Genomic DNA, 19102 nt, shown 5'->3' with positions numbered 1-19102 from the left:
CGGGTGCGGATCGCGGTTCTCGGACCGTTGGAGGTCCGGGGGGAGGACGGTGCCCCGGTGCCGGTGCCGGTGCCCGGCGCCAAGGAGCGGCTGCTGCTCGCCGTCCTCGCCGCCGGTGCGCCCGGGGTGGTGTCCACCGACCGCATCGCCGAGGAGCTCTGGGACGGCGACCCGCCCGCCTCCGCCCGCAAGTCGCTGCAGGCCCACCTCGTGCGGCTGCGCAGCGCCCTCGAGCCGGACCGCCCCCGGGGCTCCACCGGCCGGCACGTCGTCCGCCGCGGGCCCGGGTACGCGCTGGCCGTCGAGCGGGCCGACCTCGACGCGCTGGCACTGGCCGATCTCGCCGCCCGCGGCCGCGCCGCCCTCGCCGCGGGGGACCCGGCCGCGGCGGCGGAGCTGCTGTGCGCGGCCCGGGACCTGTGGCGGGGCGACCCGTACGCCGACTGGCCGGACGCGGCCTTCGCGCAGGCCGAGCGGCGCCGCCTCACCGAGCTCCGCGACGGGGTGCTGACCGCCCTCGCCGAGGCCCGGCTGGCGCTGGGGGAGGCCGCCGCGCTCGTCCCCGAGCTGGAGCGGATGGTCGCCGAGCAGCCGCTGCACGAGGAGTGGTGGCGGCTGCTGGTCCTCGCCCTGTACCGCGCGGGCCGGCAGGCCGACGCCCTGGGCGCCGCCCGCCGGGCGCGGGCGGTGCTCGCCGAGGAGCTCGGGGCGGACCCCGGGCCGGCGCTGCGCGCGGTGGAGGCCGCCGTCCTCGCCCAGGACCCGGCCCTCGACCCGGTCCCTGCACCGGCCCCCGTCCCACCGCCGGCACCGGCGTCGGGCGCCTGCCCGTACATGGGGCTGCGGGCCTACCGGGCCGAGGACGCGTCGTTGTTCGCCGGACGGGAGCGCCTGGTCGCCACGCTGGTCGCCCGGCTGGTCGACGCGCCGCTGCTCGCCGTGTCCGGGCCCAGCGGCGCGGGGAAGTCCTCGGTGGTCCGGGCCGGCCTGGTCCCCGCCCTGGCCGCCGGCGCGCTGCCCCACAGCGCCGGCTGGCAGCCGCTGGTGCTGCTGCCCGGCCGCCGTCCGGTGGACGCGCTCGCCGACCTGACCGCGGAGGACCCGCCGCCGCGTCCGGTGCTGCTCGTCTGCGACCAGTTCGAGGAGCTGTGGGCCCCGGGGGTGGACCCGGCCGAGCGGACGGCGTTCCTCGACACCGTGCTGGCCCTGCTCGACGACGGCGCCGTGGCCCGCTGCGTGGTCGTCGTCCGCGGTGACGCCGTCGGCCGGCTGGCCGAGCACCCCGGGTTCGTCGACCGCCTCGGCGCGGCCCTCGTCCTCGTGCCGCCCATGAGCGACCCCGAGCTGCGGGCGGTGGTCCGGGACCCGGCGGCGGCGGTGGGACTGCGGGCGGAGGACGACCTGGTGGACGCCGTGGTGGCCGACGGGCTGGGCCGGCCCGGGGCGTTGCCGCTGCTGTCGGCGGCGCTGGTCGCCACCTGGGAGCGGCGCCGCGGCGACCTGCTGACCCTGGCCGGCTACGTGTCCGCCGGCGGGGTCGCGGGAGCGCTGGCCCGCTCCGCGGAGGTCGCGTACGCCGCGCTCGACGAGCCGGGCCGCGAGCTCGCCCGCCGGCTGTTCGTCCGACTGGCCGACGTCGACGACGCCGGCGCGCTGGTCCGCCGGCCGCTGCCGACCGCGGACCTGGGGACCGACGGGGCGCGGCGCGCCGTCGTGGAGGAGTTCCTCGCCCGGCGGCTGCTGTCGGTCGACGCCGACCGCCTCGAGGTCACCCACGAGGCGCTGCTGACCGCCTGGCCGCGGCTGGCCCGCTGGCTGGAGGAGGACGCCGCCGGGCGGGCGGTGCGCCGGCACCTGACCCCGGCCGCCCGCGACTGGGACCGCGCCGGGCGCCCGGACGACGAGCTGTACCGCGGCGCCCGGCTGACCGCCGCGCTGGACTGGGCGGCCGGCGCCGGCGACGAGCCCACCCCGGTCGAGCGGGCCTTCATCGACGCCTCCCGCGCCGCGGCCGACGCGGAACTCGAGGCGGCGCACCGCCGCGCCGACCGCGAGGCGGCGGCCCGGCGGCGGACCCGCTCGCTGGCCGTGGGGCTCGCGGCGGTGCTGGTCGCCGTCCTCCTCGTCGCGGTGGTCGCGGTACGCGCCCAGAGGGACGCCCAGCGGGCGTCCCTGGTCGCCGACGCCAACCGGCTGGCCGCCCTGTCGACGACGGCCGGGCGGCTGGACGTCTCCCTCCTCCTGGCCGCCCAGGCCGAGCGGCTCGCCGACACCCCGGAGACCCAGGACGCCCTCCTGACCGCCGTGCTGGCGCACCAGCGGGCGGTCCGCGCCGTCCCGGTCCCCGGGCGCGTCCGTGGCGGGGTCCTCGCCGGCGGCGGGCGGTCGCTGTTCCTGGGGGTCGGTAGCGAGCTGGTGACCTGGGAGGTGGGGCCGACGTCGCTACCTCGGGCCGTCGAGGGGCTGGAGGAGTGGGGCGGCTGGCGGGCGGCCGCCGCCTCACCGGTCGACGACGTCATCGTGGGCTTCGGGGCCACGGAGGTGGGCCCGTGGGTCCGCCGCGCCGACGTGGCCGGCGCCGACCGGCTGCTGCTGAGCGGGGACGAGGTCGGTGGCACCCCCGTGGCGGGGTCCTTCACGGCGGACGGGCGGCAGGTGCAGCTGCTCGTCGTGGCGGACGCCGGCGGCGGGGAGGCTCCTGCGGCCGAGTGGGCGGTGACCGTGCTCGACCCCGGGACCGGTACCCGCCTGGAGTCCCGGCCAGGGGGTTCCCTGCCGATCCCACCGGACCAGGTGCTCGGCCACGTCGCCGGCGACCACCCCGCGGCCGCGGTGCTGTGGGCGATGGACGAGCCGCTGGCGAGCCTCGTCGGCCTCGCCGACGCGAGTGGGGTACCCGTGCAGTGGCAGTCGCGCGACGCGCGGACCACGGCCTTCCGCGCGCTGGCCTCCGGTGCCGCACAGCTCTGGGACGACGGCGCGGTGACGCTCTACGACCGGACCGGCCGCCCCGTGCAGCTGCTCACCGGTCACCAGCAGACGGTGCGCGACGTCGCCGTCTCCCCGGACGGCCGCTGGGCCGCCACGGTCGGAGACGGCGCGGCCGTGGTGGTGTGGGACGTCGACCCGGCGACCGGGCGCTGGACCCGGCGCGAGTCGCTGCCGGGACATGACGCGGACGTCGTCGAGGCCTTCGTGGACGGCACGGGCAGCCGCCTGTTCACCGCGTCGGTGGACGACACGGTCGTCGAGTGGGACATGGCCGCCGACGGGGGCCTCGGCGGGACATACCCGCCGCTGCCCGACCGCTACGTCTCCAACCGGCCTCAACTGGTCGAGCCCGAGGGGCTCCTGGTGGCGCCGACCCGGGCGGTGGGCGCCGACCCGGGGGTGGGTGAGGACCCGATCGACCGCCTCGCCCCGCGGCCGGACACGCGCAGCGTCGCCGCCGCCTTCCTCGACCCGGCCACCGGGGAGGTGGTCGACCAGGTCGTGGTGGGGGACACCCTGGAGGGGGCGTCCCACGGCTCCTCGGTCGCGGTCAGCCCGGACGGGCGCACGGTCGCGGTCACGTCAGGACTGGCGACGACGGTCCTGGACACGCGGACCCGGGATGAGCTCACCCGGATCGCGCTCGAGCCCACGGGCGACACGGACCTGCAGGGCGAGCCGCTGACGGCTGAGCCCGTCTGGTGCGCCGGCTGGACACCCGACGGCTCTCGCCTGCTGCTGTGCGCCGAGGGACGCCTCGGGTCGAACCTCGACGGTGGCCTGGTCGTCGTCGAGGTCGGCAGCTGGCAGCGCCTGGACCGGCTGGAGATCGGGGCGCCGCAGTCGATCGAGGCGAGCCCGGACGGCAGCCGGCTGGCCGTGGCGCATGCCGGGGCGGCCGAGCTGGTGGTGCTGGACGCCCGGACCCTCGAGATCGACCGGATCCTGCCGCTGGCCGAGGACGACAGGCTCTACGACCTGTCGTTCTCGCCGGACGGGCGCCGGCTCGCCGCTGGGGGCGAGCTGGGGCTCGTCCACGTGCTGGACACCGGCTCCTGGGAGTGGTCCGGCGACCCGGTGGACGTGCACGACGACGCGGTCCTGCAGGTCGAGTGGCTGCCGGACGACCGCACGGCCGTGACCGCGGGTGCCGACGGCCGCGTGTCCCTCTTCGACACGGCCCGCCAGCTGGTCCGGGCACGCCCTCTACCGGCCTCCACCGAGCCGGGGGAGGGGTTCGCCCACCTGGTCCCCGGTGCCGGTGACGAGCTCGTGGCGCTCGGCGGGGAGCGTCCGGGGCGGCGGTACCCGCTCGACCCGTCGGCGTGGCTCGACCGGGCCTGCGCCGTGGTCGGACGGGACCTCACCGCGGCGGAGTGGGACCGGTACCTGCCCGACCGGGAGTGGGCGCCCACCTGCACGGATCTCGGCTGAGGCGCCGGGCCGCCCCACCGTCCGCCGCCCGGGGACGGTGGGGCGGAGCTCCGGACGGGCTCCGGCCCCGCCGTCGACGGGACGGCGGGGCCGGGAGGGTCCGCGGTCGGCGTCGTGGACCCGACGGCCCGGGCTCAGGCCGACGGGGTGGCGCAGGCCGGCTGGGACAGCAGGTGCTGCTCGAAGGCGTCGGAGTACAGCTGCTGACCGTCGGGGCCGGTGCCGGGCCAGTCGTCGACCTGGCCGAGGAGCTCGCTGCAGGAGGGCGTCCGGTCGTCGAGGGCGGGCGGGTCGGCCAGCGCCGCCGAGCCGGTCAGACCGGCGAGGAGGACGGTGGCGACGGCGGCGGCACCGGTGAGGACGCGGGTGCGGGTCGGGCGGCGGCTGGACATGACGGGTACCTCCGGGCGGCGGCGCCGGGCGGGTCCCGGCGATGTGACCAGGGCAGCGGGAGGCGGTTGCGGAAGCGGTCGGCAGCGGTTGCGGTCCGGTTGCGGTGGCCCGGCCGACGGCCGTGAACCTCCCTACACTCACCGGCGTGCAGATCCCGTTCTCCTCCTCGGAGCGCTCCAGTCTCGGCGTGGAGTGGGAGCTGCAGCTGGTCGACCGCGACAGCCGGGAGCTGACCGCCGGCGCGATCGAGGTGCTCGAGGAGATCTGCCCCGAGGGCGAGCACGAGCACCCCAAGGCCAAGCACGAGCTGCTGCAGTCCACCGTCGAGGTCATCACCGGCGTGTGCACGACGGTCGAGGAGGCCACCGCCGACCTCGCCGCCACGGTGGCCGAGGTCGCCGCCGCCGCCGACCGGCGCGGGCTGGGCCTGCTGTGCGCGGGCACCCACCCGTTCACCGACTGGCAGACCCAGCTGATCTCGCCCAAGGAGCGCTACCTGCAGCTGGTGGAGCGCATGCAGTGGTTGGCGCGGCGGCTGCAGATCTTCGGCGTCCACGTGCACGTCGGCGTCCGCTCGCCGGACAAGGCGATGCCGATCGTGAACGCGCTGACTCAGTACGTGCCGCACTTCCTGGCGCTGTCGGCGTCCTCGCCGTTCTGGGTCGGCTGCGACACCGGCCTGGCCTCGGCGCGCAGCAAGGTCTTCGAGGGCATGCCGACGGCGGGGCTGCCCATGCAGCTGCCGGACTGGCCCGGGTTCGAGACCTACATGGAGACGCTGATCACCACCGGGGCCATCGAGAGCGTGCGCGAGGTCTGGTGGGACATCCGCCCGCACCCGGGCTTCGGCACGGTGGAGCTGCGCATCTGCGACGGGCTGCCGACCCTCGAGGAGGTCGGCGTGGTCGCGGCGCTGTCGCAGTGCCTGGTCGAGCAGCTCGACGGCCAGCTCGACCGCGGCTACACCCTCCCCACCCCGCCGGAGTGGGTGCTGCGGGAGAACAAGTGGCGCGCGGCCCGCTACGGCCTCGACGCCGACGTCATCGTCGACGAGAAGGGCACGGTGCGGCCGGTGCGGCAGGCGTTGCTCGACCTCGCCGAGGACCTCGCGCCCACCGCGCGCCGGCTGGGCTGCGAGGCGGAGCTGGCCGGCGTGGAACGGGTGCTCGCCGTCGGCGCCTCCTACCAGCGGCAGCGGGCGGCGGCGCAGGCCTCCGGCGGCGACCTGCGCGCCGTCGTCGACGCGCTGCTCACCGAGCTCCGGGACGGCCTGCCCGCCGCCGGCCCCGCCAGCGGCCCGGACGGTCCCGTGCCGGGTCCGTCGGCGTGCGCCGGCGGGCACGCCGCATGACCCGCGACCCCGAGGAGCTGGCCGCCGGACTCGACACGTGGGTGGCCGACCGGTTCGACTCCCTGGTGGGCGTGCGCCGGCACCTGCACGCGCACCCGGAGCTCGCCTTCGCCGAGGTGGAGACGACCGCCTACCTCGAGAAGCGGCTGGTCGAGGTGGGCCTCTCGCCGCGGCGGCTGCCCAGCGGCACCGGGCTGGTGGTCGAGGTCGGCTCGGGCGACCCCACGGTCGTGCTCCGCGCCGACATCGACGCGCTGCCGCTGGCCGACCTCAAGGACGTCCCCTACGCCTCCACCCGCGAGGGCATGTGCCACGCCTGCGGCCACGACGTGCACACCACCGTGGTGCTCGGCGCGGCGCTGGCGCTGGCCGCGCTCGACTCCCTGCCCGGCCGGGTGCGCTGCGTGTTCCAGCCGGCCGAGGAGACCGTCCCCGGCGGGGCGACCCACGTGGTGGCCGCCGGTGTCCTCGACGGCGCGTCGCGGGCCTTCGCGCTGCACTGCGACCCGGCCATCCCGGTGGGCACCGTGGGCCTGCGCACCGGCTCGATCACCGCCGCCTGCGACCGGGTCGACGTCACGCTGACCGGGCCCGGCGGGCACACCGCGCGCCCGCAGCTGACCGTCGACCTCGTCGACGCCCTCGGCCGGCTCATCACCGACCTGCCCGGGCTGCTCTCCCGGCAGGTCGACCCGCGGGCCGGCTTCTCGCTCGTCTGGGGCGCGGTCAACGCCGGCGTCGCGCCCAACGCCATCCCGCAGCGCGGCACCCTGCGCGGCACCGTGCGGGTGCTCGACCGCGAGCAGTGGAAGGACGCCGAGGCGCTGCTGCGCCGGCTGGTCGAGCAGGTCGTCGCCCCCACCGGGGCGCGCGTCGACGTCGAGTACGTGCCCGGCGTGCCGCCGGTGGTCAACGACCCGCGCGCGGTGGCGCTGCTGCGCGCCGCGGCCATCCAGACCGTCGGCGCGGAGAACGTCCGGCAGTCCCCGCAGAGCATGGGCGGGGAGGACTTCGGCTGGTTCGCCGACGTCCTGCCCATCGCGCTGGCCCGGCTGGGCACGAACGGCGGCAGTGCCCCGCTCGACCTGCACCGCGGCACCTTCGACGTCGACGAGCGCGCCATCGGGGTGGGCGTGCGGCTGCTGGTCCGCACCGCGCTGCACGCCCTGACCGCCGACGCCGGCACGACGGGGCACGCGGCCGGCGCGCCGACCGCCACCCACCCCGCGCGTCCACGGCCCGGCGAGCGCCGGTAGAACGGTCCCGACGAGGAGCCGACGCCGGGGGTTCGACGATGAACAGCCAGCAGACCGCGACACCCGGCGAGGACGAGGTCCCCGCCGAGCACGCCGTCCCCGACGAGCTGTCCCTCGCCGGCGGCTTCCCGGCCGTCGACCGCGACCGGTGGCGCGAGCTGGTGGCCGGCGTCCTGCGCAAGGCCGGCCGCGAGGAGCTGCCCGACCCGGTCGAGGACGCCCTGCGGCGCACCGTGGCCACCGGGGTGACCGTCGCGCCGCTCTACGACGCCGACGACGCCGGCGACCTGCCTGCCGCCGTCGGCGTGCCGGGACTGCCGCCCTTCGTCCGCGGCGCCCGTGCCGGCGCCGACCCCGACCGCGGCACACCGGCCGGCTGGGACGTGCGGCAGCGGCACGCGCACCCCGACATCGCCCTCACGAAGGAGGCGGTCGCGGCCGACCTGGAGAACGGCGTCACCTCGCTGTGGCTGGTCCTCGGCGAGGGCGCCGTGCCGGTGGCGGCGCTGCCCGAGGTGCTCGCCGACGTCTACCTCGACCTCGCGCCGGTCGCCGTCTCCGGTGGCCCGGCTGCCGCGGAGGCGCTGCTCGCCCACGTCGACGGTCGCACCGACCTCGCACCCGGCGGCTCGCTGGGCCTCGACCCGCTCGGCGTGCACGCCGCCTCCGGCGAGGAGCAGGACCTCTCCGGGCTGGCCGGTCTCGCCCGCCGGGCGCCGTCGGGCTGGCGCACCGTCGTCGTCGACGGCACCGTCTTCCACGATGCGGGGGCCACCGCCGTCGAGGAGCTCGGCTGCTCGCTGGCCGCCGGGGTGGCCTACCTGCGGGCGCTGACCGACGGCGGCCTGGCGGTGGACGAGGCGTTCGCGCAGCTGGAGTTCCGCTACGCCGCGTCCGCCGACCAGTTCACGACCATCGCCGGCCTGCGCGCCGCCCGCCGGCTGTGGGACCGCGTCGGCGAGGTCAGTGGCGCCTCGCCCCGGGCCCGCGCCCAGCGCCAGCACGCGGTGACGTCGTCGGTGATGACGACGCGGCGCGACCCCTGGGTGAACATGCTGCGCACCACGGTGGCCTGCTTCGCCGCCGGCGTGGGTGGGGCCGACGTCGTGACCGTGCAGCCGTTCGACGCCGCGCTCGGCCTGCCCGACGCCTTCTCCCGGCGGATCGCGCGCAACACCCAGAGCCTGCTGGTGGACGAGGGGCACCTGGCCCGCGTGCTCGACCCGGCCGGCGGCTCCTGGTACGTCGAGTCGCTCACCGAGGACCTCGCCCGGGCGGCGTGGGCCTGGTTCACCGAGATCGAGCGGGCCGGCGGGCTGGCCGCGGCGCTGTCGTCGGGGCTGGTCCGCGACCGGCTGGCTGCCGCCTGGGACGCCCGCGCGAAGCGGCTGGCCACGCGCGCCGACGCGATCACCGGTGTCAGCGAGTTCCCGAACCCGACCGAGGAGCTGCCCGATCGGCAGCCGGCCGCCGAACTCCGCCCCACCGGCGGGCTGCCGCGCGTGCGCGCCGCCCAGGAGTACGAGGAGCTGCGCGACCGCGCTGACGCCGCCGCGGAGCGGCCGCGGGTCTACCTCGCCACGATCGGGTCGGTCGCGCGGCACACCGCCCGGGCCACCTTCGCGGGCAACCTGTTCCAGGCCGGAGGCGTGGCGACACCTGCTGGCGACGGGGCCTCCGGCCTCGCCGGCGCCGGGACGACGGTGGCCTGCATCTGCGGCACCGACGCCGACTACGCGGAGTCGGCCGCCGGGCTGGCCGCGGACCTGCGGGCCGCCGGCGCGAGCTCCGTGTGGCTGGCCGGCAAGCCGTCGCTCGGGGTGGACGGCGTCGACGGGTACGTGTACGCCGGGTGCGACGCGCTGGCGGTGCTCCGGACGGTCCACGAGCAGCTGGGCCTTCATCGCGCAAATGGCTCTGAGGAGCGGGCATGAGCGGGATCCCCGACTTCGGTTCCGTCGAGCTGGGCCGCCCGGCGGCGGGCGCCGGCGCCGACGACTGGGCGAAGGCGTTCGAGGAGGCGACCGGGCGCGGCGTCGGCGAGGCGACCTGGGAGACCCCCGAGGGCATCGCCGTCCCGCCGCTGGCCACCCCGGCCGACCTGGCCGGGCTGGACTTCCTGCGGACCTACCCCGGCCTGCCGCCCTTCCTGCGCGGGCCCTACCCGACGATGTACACGACCCAGCCGTGGACCGTCCGCCAGTACGCGGGCTTCTCCACCGCGGCGGAGTCGAACGCGTTCTACCGGCGCAACCTCGCCGCCGGCCAGAAGGGCCTGTCGATCGCCTTCGACCTGGCCACCCACCGCGGCTACGACTCCGACCACCCGCGGGTGGTCGGTGACGTCGGCATGGCGGGCGTGGCCGTGGACTCGATCCTGGACATGCGGCAGCTGTTCGACGGCATCCCGCTGGACCGGATGACGGTGTCGATGACGATGAACGGCGCGGTGCTGCCGGTGCTGGCGCTCTACGTGCTCGCCGCCGAGGAGCAGGGCGTCGCCCCGAAGGAGCTGGCCGGGACCATCCAGAACGACATCCTCAAGGAGTTCATGGTCCGCAACACCTACATCTACCCGCCCCGGCCCTCGATGCAGATCGTCAGCGACATCTTCGCCTTCACCTCGCAGGAGATGCCGCGGTTCAACTCGATCTCCATCTCCGGCTACCACATGCAGGAGGCCGGGGCGACCGCCGACCTGGAGCTGGCGTACACGCTGGCCGACGGCGTGGAGTACGTGAAGGCGGGCACCGACGCCGGGCTCGACGTCGACGCGTTCGCGCCGCGGCTGAGCTTCTTCTGGGCGATCGGCATGAACTTCTTCATGGAGGTCGCCAAGCTCCGCGCGGCCCGGCTGCTGTGGGCCCGGCTGATGCGGGAGGCCGGTGCCCGGCAGGACAAGTCGCTGTCGCTGCGCACCCACTCGCAGACCTCGGGCTGGTCGCTGACCGCGCAGGACGTCTACAACAACGTCGTCCGCACCTGCCTGGAGGCCATGGCCGCCACCCAGGGGCACACCCAGTCGCTGCACACCAACGCCCTCGACGAGGCGCTGGCGCTGCCCAGCGACTTCTCGGCGCGGATCGCCCGCAACACCCAGCTGCTGCTGCAGCAGGAGTCGGGGACGACGCGGGTGATCGACCCGTGGGGCGGGTCGGCGTACGTCGAGAAGCTCACCTACGACCTGGCCCGCCGCGCCTGGGCGCACATCGAGGAGGTCGCCGAGCACGGCGGCATGGCGCAGGCCATCGACGACGGCATCCCCAAGCTGCGCATCGAGGAGGCCGCCGCCCGCACCCAGGCGCGCATCGACTCCGGCCGCCAGCCGGTGATCGGCGTCAACAGGTACCGGGTCGAGGCCGACGAGGCGATCGAGGTGCTGCGCGTCGACAACGCCGACGTCCTCGCCCAGCAGAAGGCCAAGCTCGAGCAGCTGCGGGCCTCGCGCGACGACGCCGCCGTCCGGGACGCGCTGCGCCGGCTCACCGACGCCGCCCGGGCCGCGACCGAGGGGCGCCGGGGCCGCGAGCTCGACGCCAACCTGCTCACGCTGGCCGTCGACGCCGCGCGGGCGAAGGCGACGGTCGGGGAGATCTCCGGCGCGCTGGAGGAGGTCTACGGGCGGCACGCCGGCCAGGTGCGCACCATCTCCGGTGTGTACCGCGACGAGGCCGGCCGCTCCGGGCCGCTCGAGGAGACCCGCCGGCTGACCGCGGCCTTCGAGGAGGCCGAGGGTCGCCGTCCCCGGATCCTGGTCGCCAAGATGGGCCAGGACGGCCACGACCGCGGGCAGAAGGTGATCGCCACCGCGTTCGCCGACCTCGGCTTCGACGTCGACGTCGGCCCGCTGTTCCAGACGCCGGAGGAGGTCGCCCGGCAGGCGGTCGAGGCCGACGTGCACGTCGTCGGCGTCTCCTCGCTGGCCGCGGGCCACCTGACGCTGGTGCCGGCGCTGAAGCAGGCGCTCGCCGACCTCGGGGCCGACGACGTGCTGGTCGTGGTCGGTGGGGTCATCCCGCCCGACGACGTCCCGCGGCTGCGGGAGATGGGCGCGGCCGCGGTGTTCCCGCCCGGCACGGTCATCGCCGACGCGGCGCAGGAGCTGCTGCGGACGCTGTCGCAGCGACTCGGGCACTGATGCCCGCTCCCGACGTCCCGGCGCTCGTCGAGGGGGTGCTCGGCGGGGACCGCCGGGCGCTGGCGCGCGCGATCACCCTGGTCGAGTCGCGCCGCGCCGACCACCGCGAGCGCGCGCAGGAGCTGCTGGTCGAGCTGCTGCCGCACGCCGGGGGAGCGCGACGGGTGGGCATCAGCGGGGTGCCCGGCGTGGGCAAGTCGACCTTCATCGACCAGCTCGGGGTGGACCTGACCGCGGCCGGTCACCGGGTCGCGGTGCTCGCCGTCGACCCGTCGTCGGCGCGCTCGGGCGGGTCGATCCTCGGCGACAAGACCCGCATGGCGCGGCTGGCGGTCGACCCGCGGGCGTTCATCCGGCCGGCCCCGACCGCGGGCACGCTGGGCGGGGTGGCGCAGGCGACGCGCGAGTCGATGGTCGTCGTCGAGGCCGCGGGCCACGACGTCGTGCTGGTCGAGACCGTCGGCGTCGGGCAGTCCGAGGTCACCGTCGCGGAGATGGTCGACTCCTTCCTGTTCCTCACCCTCGCCCGCACCGGCGACCAGCTGCAGGGCATCAAGCGCGGCATCCTCGAGATCGCCGACGTCATCGCCGTCAACAAGGCCGACGGGCCGGCCGCCGCCGACGCGCGCAAGGCCGCCCGCGAGCTGGCCGGCGCGATCCGGATGCTGCGCGGGCACGACGAGCAGTGGACGGTCCCGGTGCTCACCTGCGCCGGGCTGACCGGCGAGGGCCTGGCCGAGGTGTGGGGGAAGCTGGTCGAGCACCAGGACGGGGCACGGGCGTCGGGCGCCTTCGACGAGCGGCGCCGCGCCCAGCAGGTGCGCTGGACCTGGCAGCTGGTGCGCGACGGCCTGGAGCACCGGCTGCGGTCGCACCCCGCCGTCCGGGCGTCGGCGCCCGGACTGGAGGAGGCGGTGCTGGCCGGGGAGCTCACCCCGGCGCTGGCCGCGCGGCAGCTGCTGGAGACCTTCCTCGGCCGGACCGGCGCCTCTTCGCCGTGATCATGGCGCCGTGACCGCGTCCGGGGCCTCCGGAGTGGTCACCGCGCCATGATCGGGCGTATCCCCAGGTCGGCGACTGTCCACGGGCTCACGTCGTGCGGCGGCCGCGGAGGCGGGTCGCGCCAGGGTCGGTCGGGTGCGATCCGGACTGCTCAGGACCATCGACGGTCAGGGTGGTGTCCTCACGAGGGACCAGGCCCTGACGGTCGCCACGCCTGCCGAGGTGCGCCGGCTGCTGCGTCAAGGGACGTGGCGGGCAACGCCGTGGCCGGGCGTCTACGTCGACGGCGGCGTCGAGGACCCGGCTGCGGCGGTGGTGCGTGCCGCGTCGCTGTGGCTGGGCGGTGACCTCGTGGCCTGCCACTCGACGGCGGCGCAGCTGTGGGGCTTCGACGTCCACGCCGACGTCCCGCCGCCTGCCCGCCAGCTGCACTTCCTCGGCCCGCCGGACCTGGACAACCGGCGGCTGCGCGGCCTGCAGGTCCACCCGTCGTCGCTGGGGACGGACGACGCGGTCCGGCGGCGTGGCGTCTGGTGTACCCCTCCGGCACGGACCGCCTGCGACGTGGTCCGGCTGGGCGCTCCTGTCGACGCGCTCGCCACGTTGGACAGCGCGCTGCGGTCGGGGTGGTGCACGCGGGACGAGCTGGGTGTGGCCTGTGCCCGGCAGTGGGGTCTGCGCGGTGTCGTCCGGCTCCGGGGGCTGGTGCCCCTGGCCGACGGCGGCGCGGAGTCACCGATGGAGTCGCGCATGCGCTGGCGCTTCCTCGTCGCCGGCCTGCCGGTCCCGCGCGTGCAGGTGGAGGTGCGTGACGGAGGACGCCGGCACCGCCTCGACCTCGGCTGGGAGGACCACCTGGTCGGTGCGGAGTTCGACGGGCTGGAGGCCCACATGACGCGGTCGCAGCTCGCGGCGGACCGCGACCGGCACAACTGGCTCACCGAGCGGGGGTGGCGCCTGCTGCACTTCACCGCGGTCGATGTCTACCGGCAGCACGAGCGGATGGTCGCGATGGCCCGGCGTCACCTCGTCGGGGCGTCCCGCCGCACGATCATGGCGCCGTGACCGATCCGGGGGGTCCGGACGTGGTCACGGCGCCATGATCACGGGACCATCGAGGCGGTCAGGGGCCGGTGGAGCGGCAGTCGCGGGCGCGCAGGTCCGCGAGGTAGTCGTCCGGGGCGCCGGCGGCCTCGGCGGCGTCGGCGATCGCGCCCAGGTGCCGGGCCGAGGGCAGGCCGCCCTCGAAGGCGTCGAGGGCGTAGACGTAGGCGACGACGTCGCCGCCGAGGGTGTGCACCCGCAGGTTGAGCTTGCGGTACAGGCCGCGGTCGGCGCCCTCCCAGGCGTCGAGCTCGCGCTCGTCGGCCGACGTGAGGTCGTAGAGCGCGACGAAGACGCCGGGCGCGTCGGGGTCGTCGGCCGGGACGAGGGTGGCCAGGGCGCCCTCCCAGCCCAGCTCCTCGGCGCCGAAGGTCAGCCGCCAGCCGCGGATCCAGCCGGTGCCCACGTGCGGGGAGGACGGGCAGCGGCGGAGCATCTGGGCGGGGTCCATGTTGGACCCGTACGCGGCGTAGAGACCCATCGCCGGGGAGCCTACGGCCGGTGTGGCCCGCGCGACCCGTGAGCCTGCCGACACCGTGTGCCCGGCCTGGGACGATGGGAGCGCACCCCGTTCCGCGACGCAGGAGACCCCATGACCCGCATCGTCATCATCGGCGGCGGCCCGGCCGGCTACGAGGCCGCGCTGGTGGCCGCTTCGCTCGGCGCGCAGGTCACCGTCGTGGAACGCGACGGCCTCGGCGGGGCCAGCGTGCTCACCGACTGCGTGCCGTCGAAGACCCTCATCGCCGCCGCCGGCACGGTGACCTCGGTCCGCGACTCCTCGGTCCTCGGCATGCGCGGCACCGACCTGGCCACCGTCGGCCTGGACCTCCCCACCGTCAACGCCCGGGTCAAGGGGCTGGCCGTGGCCCAGTCGGCCGACATCCACGCCCGGCTCGTGGCCGAGGGCGTCGAGGTCCTCGCCGGGCAGGCCCGGCTGGCCGACACCGCCCGCGGTCTGGTCGAGCACCGCGTCGAGGTCCTCGACCGCGACGACGCCGTCACCGGCACCCTCGAGTGCGACGTCGTCCTCGTCGCCACCGGCGCCGACCCCCGCGTGCTGCCCGGCAGCGAGCCCGACGGCGAGCGCATCCTCGACTGGCGCCAGCTCTACGACCTCGAGGAGCTGCCCGAGCACCTCGTCGTCGTCGGCTCCGGCGTCACCGGCGCGGAGTTCGCCTCGGGTTACCTGGAGGCCGGTGTGCCGGTCACCCTCGTCTCCTCCCGCGACCAGGTGCTGCCGGGCGAGGACGCCGACGCCGCCGACGTCATCGCCGAGGTGTTCCAGGCCCGCGGCGGCCGGATCGCCGAGCGCGGCCGGGCGGCGAGTGTCACCCGTACGGAGAAGGGCGTGCTGGTCGAGCTGACCGACGGCCGCACCGTCGAGGGTTCCCACGCGCTGATGACCGTGGGCACGGTGCCCAACACCGTCGGGCTGAACCTGGAGGCGACCGGCGTCGAGCTGAGCGAGTCCGGCCACGTCGTCGTCGACCGGGTCTCGCGCACCAACGTGCCGGGCATCTACGCCGCCGGCGACGTCACCGGCGTCTTCCAGCTGGCCAGCGTCGCGGCGATGCAGGGCCGGATCGCGATGTGGCACGCGCTCGGCGAGGCGGTGCAGCCGATCCGGCTCAAGACGGTGTCGGCCAACGTCTTCACCCACCCCGAGATCGCCACCGTCGGCGTCCAGGAGAAGACGCTGCCCGAGGGCCACGACCTCGACGTCGTCCGGCTGCCGCTGGCGACCAACGCCCGGGCCAAGATGAGCGACCTGCGCGCCGGCTTCGTGAAGCTGTTCGCCCGCAAGGCCACCGGCGTCGTCGTCGGCGGCGTCGTCGTGGCGCCGGGCGCGAGCGAGCTGATCCTGCCGATCGCGCTCGCGGTGACCAAGGGGCTGACCGTCAGCGACCTGGCGCAGACCTTCGCGATCTACCCCTCGCTGTCGGGCTCGATCACCGAGGCCGGCCGGAGGCTGATGGGGGCCGACGCGCTGGCGTGACGCCCGGGGCGCCCGTGACGGGGCGCCTGTGACGGGTGGAACGGGCGGGGTCCCGATGGTGCGCACGGGACACCGGGCCGCCGATGCCGGGAGGGATGCACGCCTCCCGAGTCCTGACGCGGTCGCTGGCCCTGGCCGGTGCCGTCGTCGCGCTGTGCGCCGGCCCGGGAACGGCGGCGCAGGCCGACGACGCGGGTGCCACCACGGTCGTCGGGGAGCTGGTGCAGGCCTGGCCGGAGACCCCGCTCGAGGGCCGGCACGCGGACGAGGCCCACGCCGAGCCGCTGACCTTCGTCGAGGGGGCCGACGGGTCCTCGGTGCGCGTGCCGACCGACGCCGTGGCCGGCATCGGGGTCGGCTCGACCGTCGAGGTCACCGTCGGCGGCACCACCGGCGACGAGGCCGGGGAGGACGGCTTCCAGCCGGCCCACGAGGTCCTCGACACCCAGGTGCTCCGCGCCCCGCAGCCGGCGACCACCGTGCCGGCCGGCTCGGTGACCAACCAGGTCACCGTGGTCATGGTCGCCCCGGCCGGCGGGACGCCGGACCGCACCGCCCTGGCCGACGTCGTGGACACGGTCAACGGCGAGGTCGCCGGCTTCTGGTTGGAGCAGACCGGCGGTGCGGTCACCGTCGGCGTCACCGCCGCCCACGACTGGATCAGCACCGCCGCCGGCTGCAGCGACCCCACCGCCCTGTGGGACGAGGCCGCCGCGCGCGTCGGCTTCCAGGCCGGACCGGGCCGGCACCTGCTGCTCTACGTCACCAGCCAGCCGGAGGACCTGCCCGGCTGCTCCTACGCCCTGGGTCAGGTGGGCACCCGGACCGCGTCGGGCGGGCGGCTCTACGTCCGCGACGACAGCGCCTCGCTCATCGCCCACGAGCTGGGCCACAACTTCGGCCTGGGCCACTCCAGCGGCCTGCAGTGCGACACCGCCGTCGAGACCGGCCACTGCCGCACCGCCGCCTACCGCGACTACTACGACGTCATGGGCGCCTCCTGGGACCACCTGGGCAGCCTCACCGCCGCCCAGGCCGCCCGGCTCGGCGCGCTGCCCCCCGCCGCCACGCAGACCGCCGGCCCCGGCACGACCACGGCGACCCTGGCCCCGCTCGGCGGCGGCGCCGGCACGCGCGTGCTGCGCCTGACCGACCCGGCGGGCACCGACTACTGGCTCGAGTACCGGACCGCCGTCGGCCGCGACGACTGGCTGGCCCGCGACAACCGCTACCGGCTCGACAGCGGCGTGCTGCTGCACCGGTCCGGGGCGCTCCCCGACACCTCGCTGCTGCTCGACGGCAGCCCGTCGCCCGGGGCCGGCTGGGACGCCGACCTGCAGGCCGCGCTGGTCCCGGGCGTGCCGGTCGCCGTCGCCGGCGGGCGGTTCACCGTCACCGTCGACGCCGTCACCCCGGCCGGCGCCACCGTGACCGTGGTGCGCGCGGCCGAGGTCCCGGCTCCGGCGCCCCCGGTGGCGGCCGCCCCGGTGCCGACGGAGCTGCCCGCGGGCGGTACGGCGGCCCCGGCCCGGTCCGCGGCCGCACCCGCCGGCGCCGAGCCGGCTCCGGCGCCGGTGGTGCCCGCCGCGGCGCCGGCCGAGGTCCCCGCGCCGGCAGCTCCCGCCGCCGCGGCGCCGGTCGAGGCCGCGGCCACCCAGCCGGCCGGCCGCTCCTGGACCACCCCGGCGCTGGCCGCCGGCGGCGTCCTGTGCCTCGGCGGGGCGGTGCTGGCCGGCCGCCGGGTCCTCCCGCGGCGGGACTGAGCACTCCCTCCGCCGAGGGGTCCAGTTCCCGCGCGGACGCGCCGATGCAGAGGCGAGCGCCGCTCACCGACGCCCCTGACCTGGAGTTCCCCGTGCCCCTCGCCTCCCGCCCGCGGCCCCTGGCGGCCGCGGTCCTCACCGCCGTCACCGCACCGCTGCTGCTGGCCGGCCCGGCCGCCGCGGAGGAGCCGGCTCCGGGGGACACCGTCGTCGGCGAGCTGGTGCAGGCCTTCGCCGATCCCGAGCACTCCGGCCACACGCCCGGCGCCCCGGCCGAGGACGCCGGGGACACGCTGCTGAGCTGGATCGACACCGGGGACGACGGCTCCGTCCGCGTCCCCACCGAGGACGTCGCCGACATCGAGGCGGGTGCGACCGTCGAGGTCACCGTGGGCCGAGAGGTCCGCGACGAGGCGACCCTGGAGCAGGGCCTGGCACCCGCCCGTGACGTCGTCGACGCCCAGGTCGTCGCCCCGGCCGAGCCCGCCGCGGCCACCGCCCCGCACACCAACGCGGTGACGGTGGTGATGGTGCAGCCGGGTGGAGCGCCGCGGGACGGCACCACGCTGGCCGACGTCGTCGCCGCGGTGGACGGGCCGGTGCGGGACTTCTGGCGCGAGCAGACCGACGGCGCGGTCACCGTCTCGGTGACGCGCAGCCGCGACTGGACCACCACGACGGCCGACTGCCGCGATCCCCTGGCCCTGTGGGAGGAGGTGGCCGGTGCCGTCGGCTGGGCCGGCGACCCCGGCGAGCACCTGCTGCTCTACGTCCCTGCCGGCACCCCCTCCTGCGCCTATGGCCTCGGGACGATCGGCTCGGGCACCGGTGACGGCGGTCTGGTCTACGTGCGGGACACCGCCACCTCGGTGATCGCGCACGAGCTGGGGCACAACTTCGGCCTCGGCCACGCGTCAGCGGTGCAGTGCGACGCCTCCCCGGAGTCCGCCCCGTGCCGGACGGTGGGGTACTGGGACTGGTACGACGTCATGGGCATCTCCTGGGGCCAGGTCGGCTCGCTCAACGCCCCGCACGCCGCGCGGCTGGGGGTGCTGCCTGCCTCGGCACGGGTGTCCACCTCGTCCACCGGGACCGGCGGCACCTACACGCTGACCCCGATGGGGAGCCGCAGCGGCACCCGCGTGCTCGCGCTGACCTCGTGGTCCACCCGCTACTGGGTCGAGTACCGCGCCGCCGTGAGCCGGGACGCCTGGCTCGCCCCTGCCAGCGGTCACGGCCTCGACACCGGGGTGCTCGTGCACGTCGACGGACCCGGTCCCCGGAGCGACACGTCCCTGCTCCTCGACGGCACACCGTCGGCGCAGGAGGACTGGGCTGCGGACGAGCAGACGGTGCTGCCGGCCGGCAGTCGCACGGTCCTCGGCGGGACGTTCACCCTCAGCGTGGTCAGCACCTCCGTGTCCGGTGCCACCGTCTCGGTGACGACACCAGCGGACGACACCCCTGTGGAACCCGGCCCGACAGACCCCGAACCGTCGGGCGCAGGGACGGCGCTCCTGCGCCCTGGCCAGGCACTCGGGGCCGGGCAGTCGCTGCGCTCGCCGTCGGGGGAGTACCGGGTGGTGGCCCAGCCCGACGGCAACCTGGTGGTGTACGCCTCCGACGGGCGGGTGCTGTGGCACGCGCACACCCACGGCAGCCCCGGTGCGC

Annotated in this window: 12 protein-coding genes; 10 read left to right on the top strand and 2 right to left on the bottom strand. The window is 76.6% G+C overall.

The window, feature by feature from the left end:
- Positions 1–3: 3 nt before the first annotated feature.
- Positions 4–4425 (top strand): nSTAND1 domain-containing NTPase, encoded by a 4422-nt coding sequence (locus tag ACI79O_RS20790; protein ID WP_456915083.1) that lies wholly within the window; start codon positions 4–6, stop codon positions 4423–4425.
- A 134-nt stretch (positions 4426–4559) separates the two neighbouring features.
- Here the strand turns inward: ACI79O_RS20790 and ACI79O_RS20785 are convergent, their stop codons facing one another.
- A complete protein-coding gene (locus ACI79O_RS20785; protein WP_456891134.1) occupies positions 4560–4817 on the bottom strand; it encodes a hypothetical protein in 258 nt (85 codons plus the stop codon).
- A 146-nt stretch (positions 4818–4963) separates the two neighbouring features.
- Between ACI79O_RS20785 and ACI79O_RS20780 the strand changes: the two genes are divergently transcribed.
- From ACI79O_RS20780 to ACI79O_RS20755, 6 genes are all read left to right on the top strand, one after another.
- Positions 4964–6169, top strand: a complete 1206-nt coding sequence (locus ACI79O_RS20780; protein ID WP_456891136.1) for a glutamate--cysteine ligase — start codon at positions 4964–4966, stop codon at positions 6167–6169.
- The gene (locus ACI79O_RS20775; protein WP_456915082.1) at positions 6166–7425 is read left to right on the top strand and encodes an amidohydrolase; all 1260 of its coding nucleotides are present in this window, start codon (positions 6166–6168) and stop codon (positions 7423–7425) included. The genes ACI79O_RS20780 and ACI79O_RS20775 overlap by 4 nt, the downstream gene beginning before the upstream one ends.
- A gap of 38 nt (positions 7426–7463) precedes the next feature.
- Entirely contained in the window at positions 7464–9359 is a 1896-nt protein-coding gene (locus ACI79O_RS20770) for a methylmalonyl-CoA mutase family protein (RefSeq protein ID WP_456915081.1), read from the top strand.
- The gene (gene scpA / locus ACI79O_RS20765; protein ID WP_456915079.1) at positions 9356–11563 is read left to right on the top strand and encodes a methylmalonyl-CoA mutase; all 2208 of its coding nucleotides are present in this window, start codon (positions 9356–9358) and stop codon (positions 11561–11563) included. The genes ACI79O_RS20770 and scpA overlap by 4 nt, the downstream gene beginning before the upstream one ends.
- The gene (gene meaB / locus ACI79O_RS20760) at positions 11563–12564 is read left to right on the top strand and encodes a methylmalonyl Co-A mutase-associated GTPase MeaB (protein WP_456915078.1); all 1002 of its coding nucleotides are present in this window, start codon (positions 11563–11565) and stop codon (positions 12562–12564) included. Before scpA ends, meaB begins: the two co-directional genes overlap by 1 nt.
- Positions 12565–12700: 136 nt before the next feature.
- On the top strand, positions 12701–13630 hold the full coding sequence (locus tag ACI79O_RS20755; protein WP_456915077.1) for a hypothetical protein: 930 nt from the start codon (positions 12701–12703) through the stop codon (positions 13628–13630).
- A 58-nt stretch (positions 13631–13688) separates the two neighbouring features.
- Here ACI79O_RS20755 and ACI79O_RS20750 read toward each other — a convergent pair whose 3' ends face one another.
- Positions 13689–14150 carry a gamma-glutamylcyclotransferase family protein gene (locus ACI79O_RS20750; protein WP_456891146.1) on the bottom strand — a complete coding sequence of 154 codons (462 nt, stop codon included), beginning with the start codon at positions 14148–14150 and terminating at the stop codon, positions 13689–13691.
- Positions 14151–14261: 111 nt separating this feature from the next.
- On the opposite strand from ACI79O_RS20750, the gene ACI79O_RS20745 reads away from it, so the two are divergent.
- The 3 genes from ACI79O_RS20745 to ACI79O_RS20735 form a co-directional block, all read left to right on the top strand.
- Positions 14262–15668 (top strand): NAD(P)H-quinone dehydrogenase, encoded by a 1407-nt coding sequence (locus tag ACI79O_RS20745; RefSeq protein ID WP_456915075.1) that lies wholly within the window; start codon positions 14262–14264, stop codon positions 15666–15668.
- A gap of 95 nt (positions 15669–15763) precedes the next feature.
- Complete coding sequence (locus tag ACI79O_RS20740) at positions 15764–17431, top strand: reprolysin-like metallopeptidase (protein ID WP_456915074.1); 1668 nt, start codon at positions 15764–15766, stop codon at positions 17429–17431.
- Between the two features lie 44 nt (positions 17432–17475).
- Positions 17476–19102, top strand: a 1627-nt coding sequence (locus ACI79O_RS20735) for a reprolysin-like metallopeptidase (RefSeq protein WP_456915073.1), incomplete at its 3' end; no start/stop codon positions are given.

This window comes from Geodermatophilus sp. SYSU D00696 (genome assembly GCF_054050235.1).
Note: the sequence above shows the minus strand (reverse complement) of the source record. Positions and strands in the feature narration are given on the sequence as shown.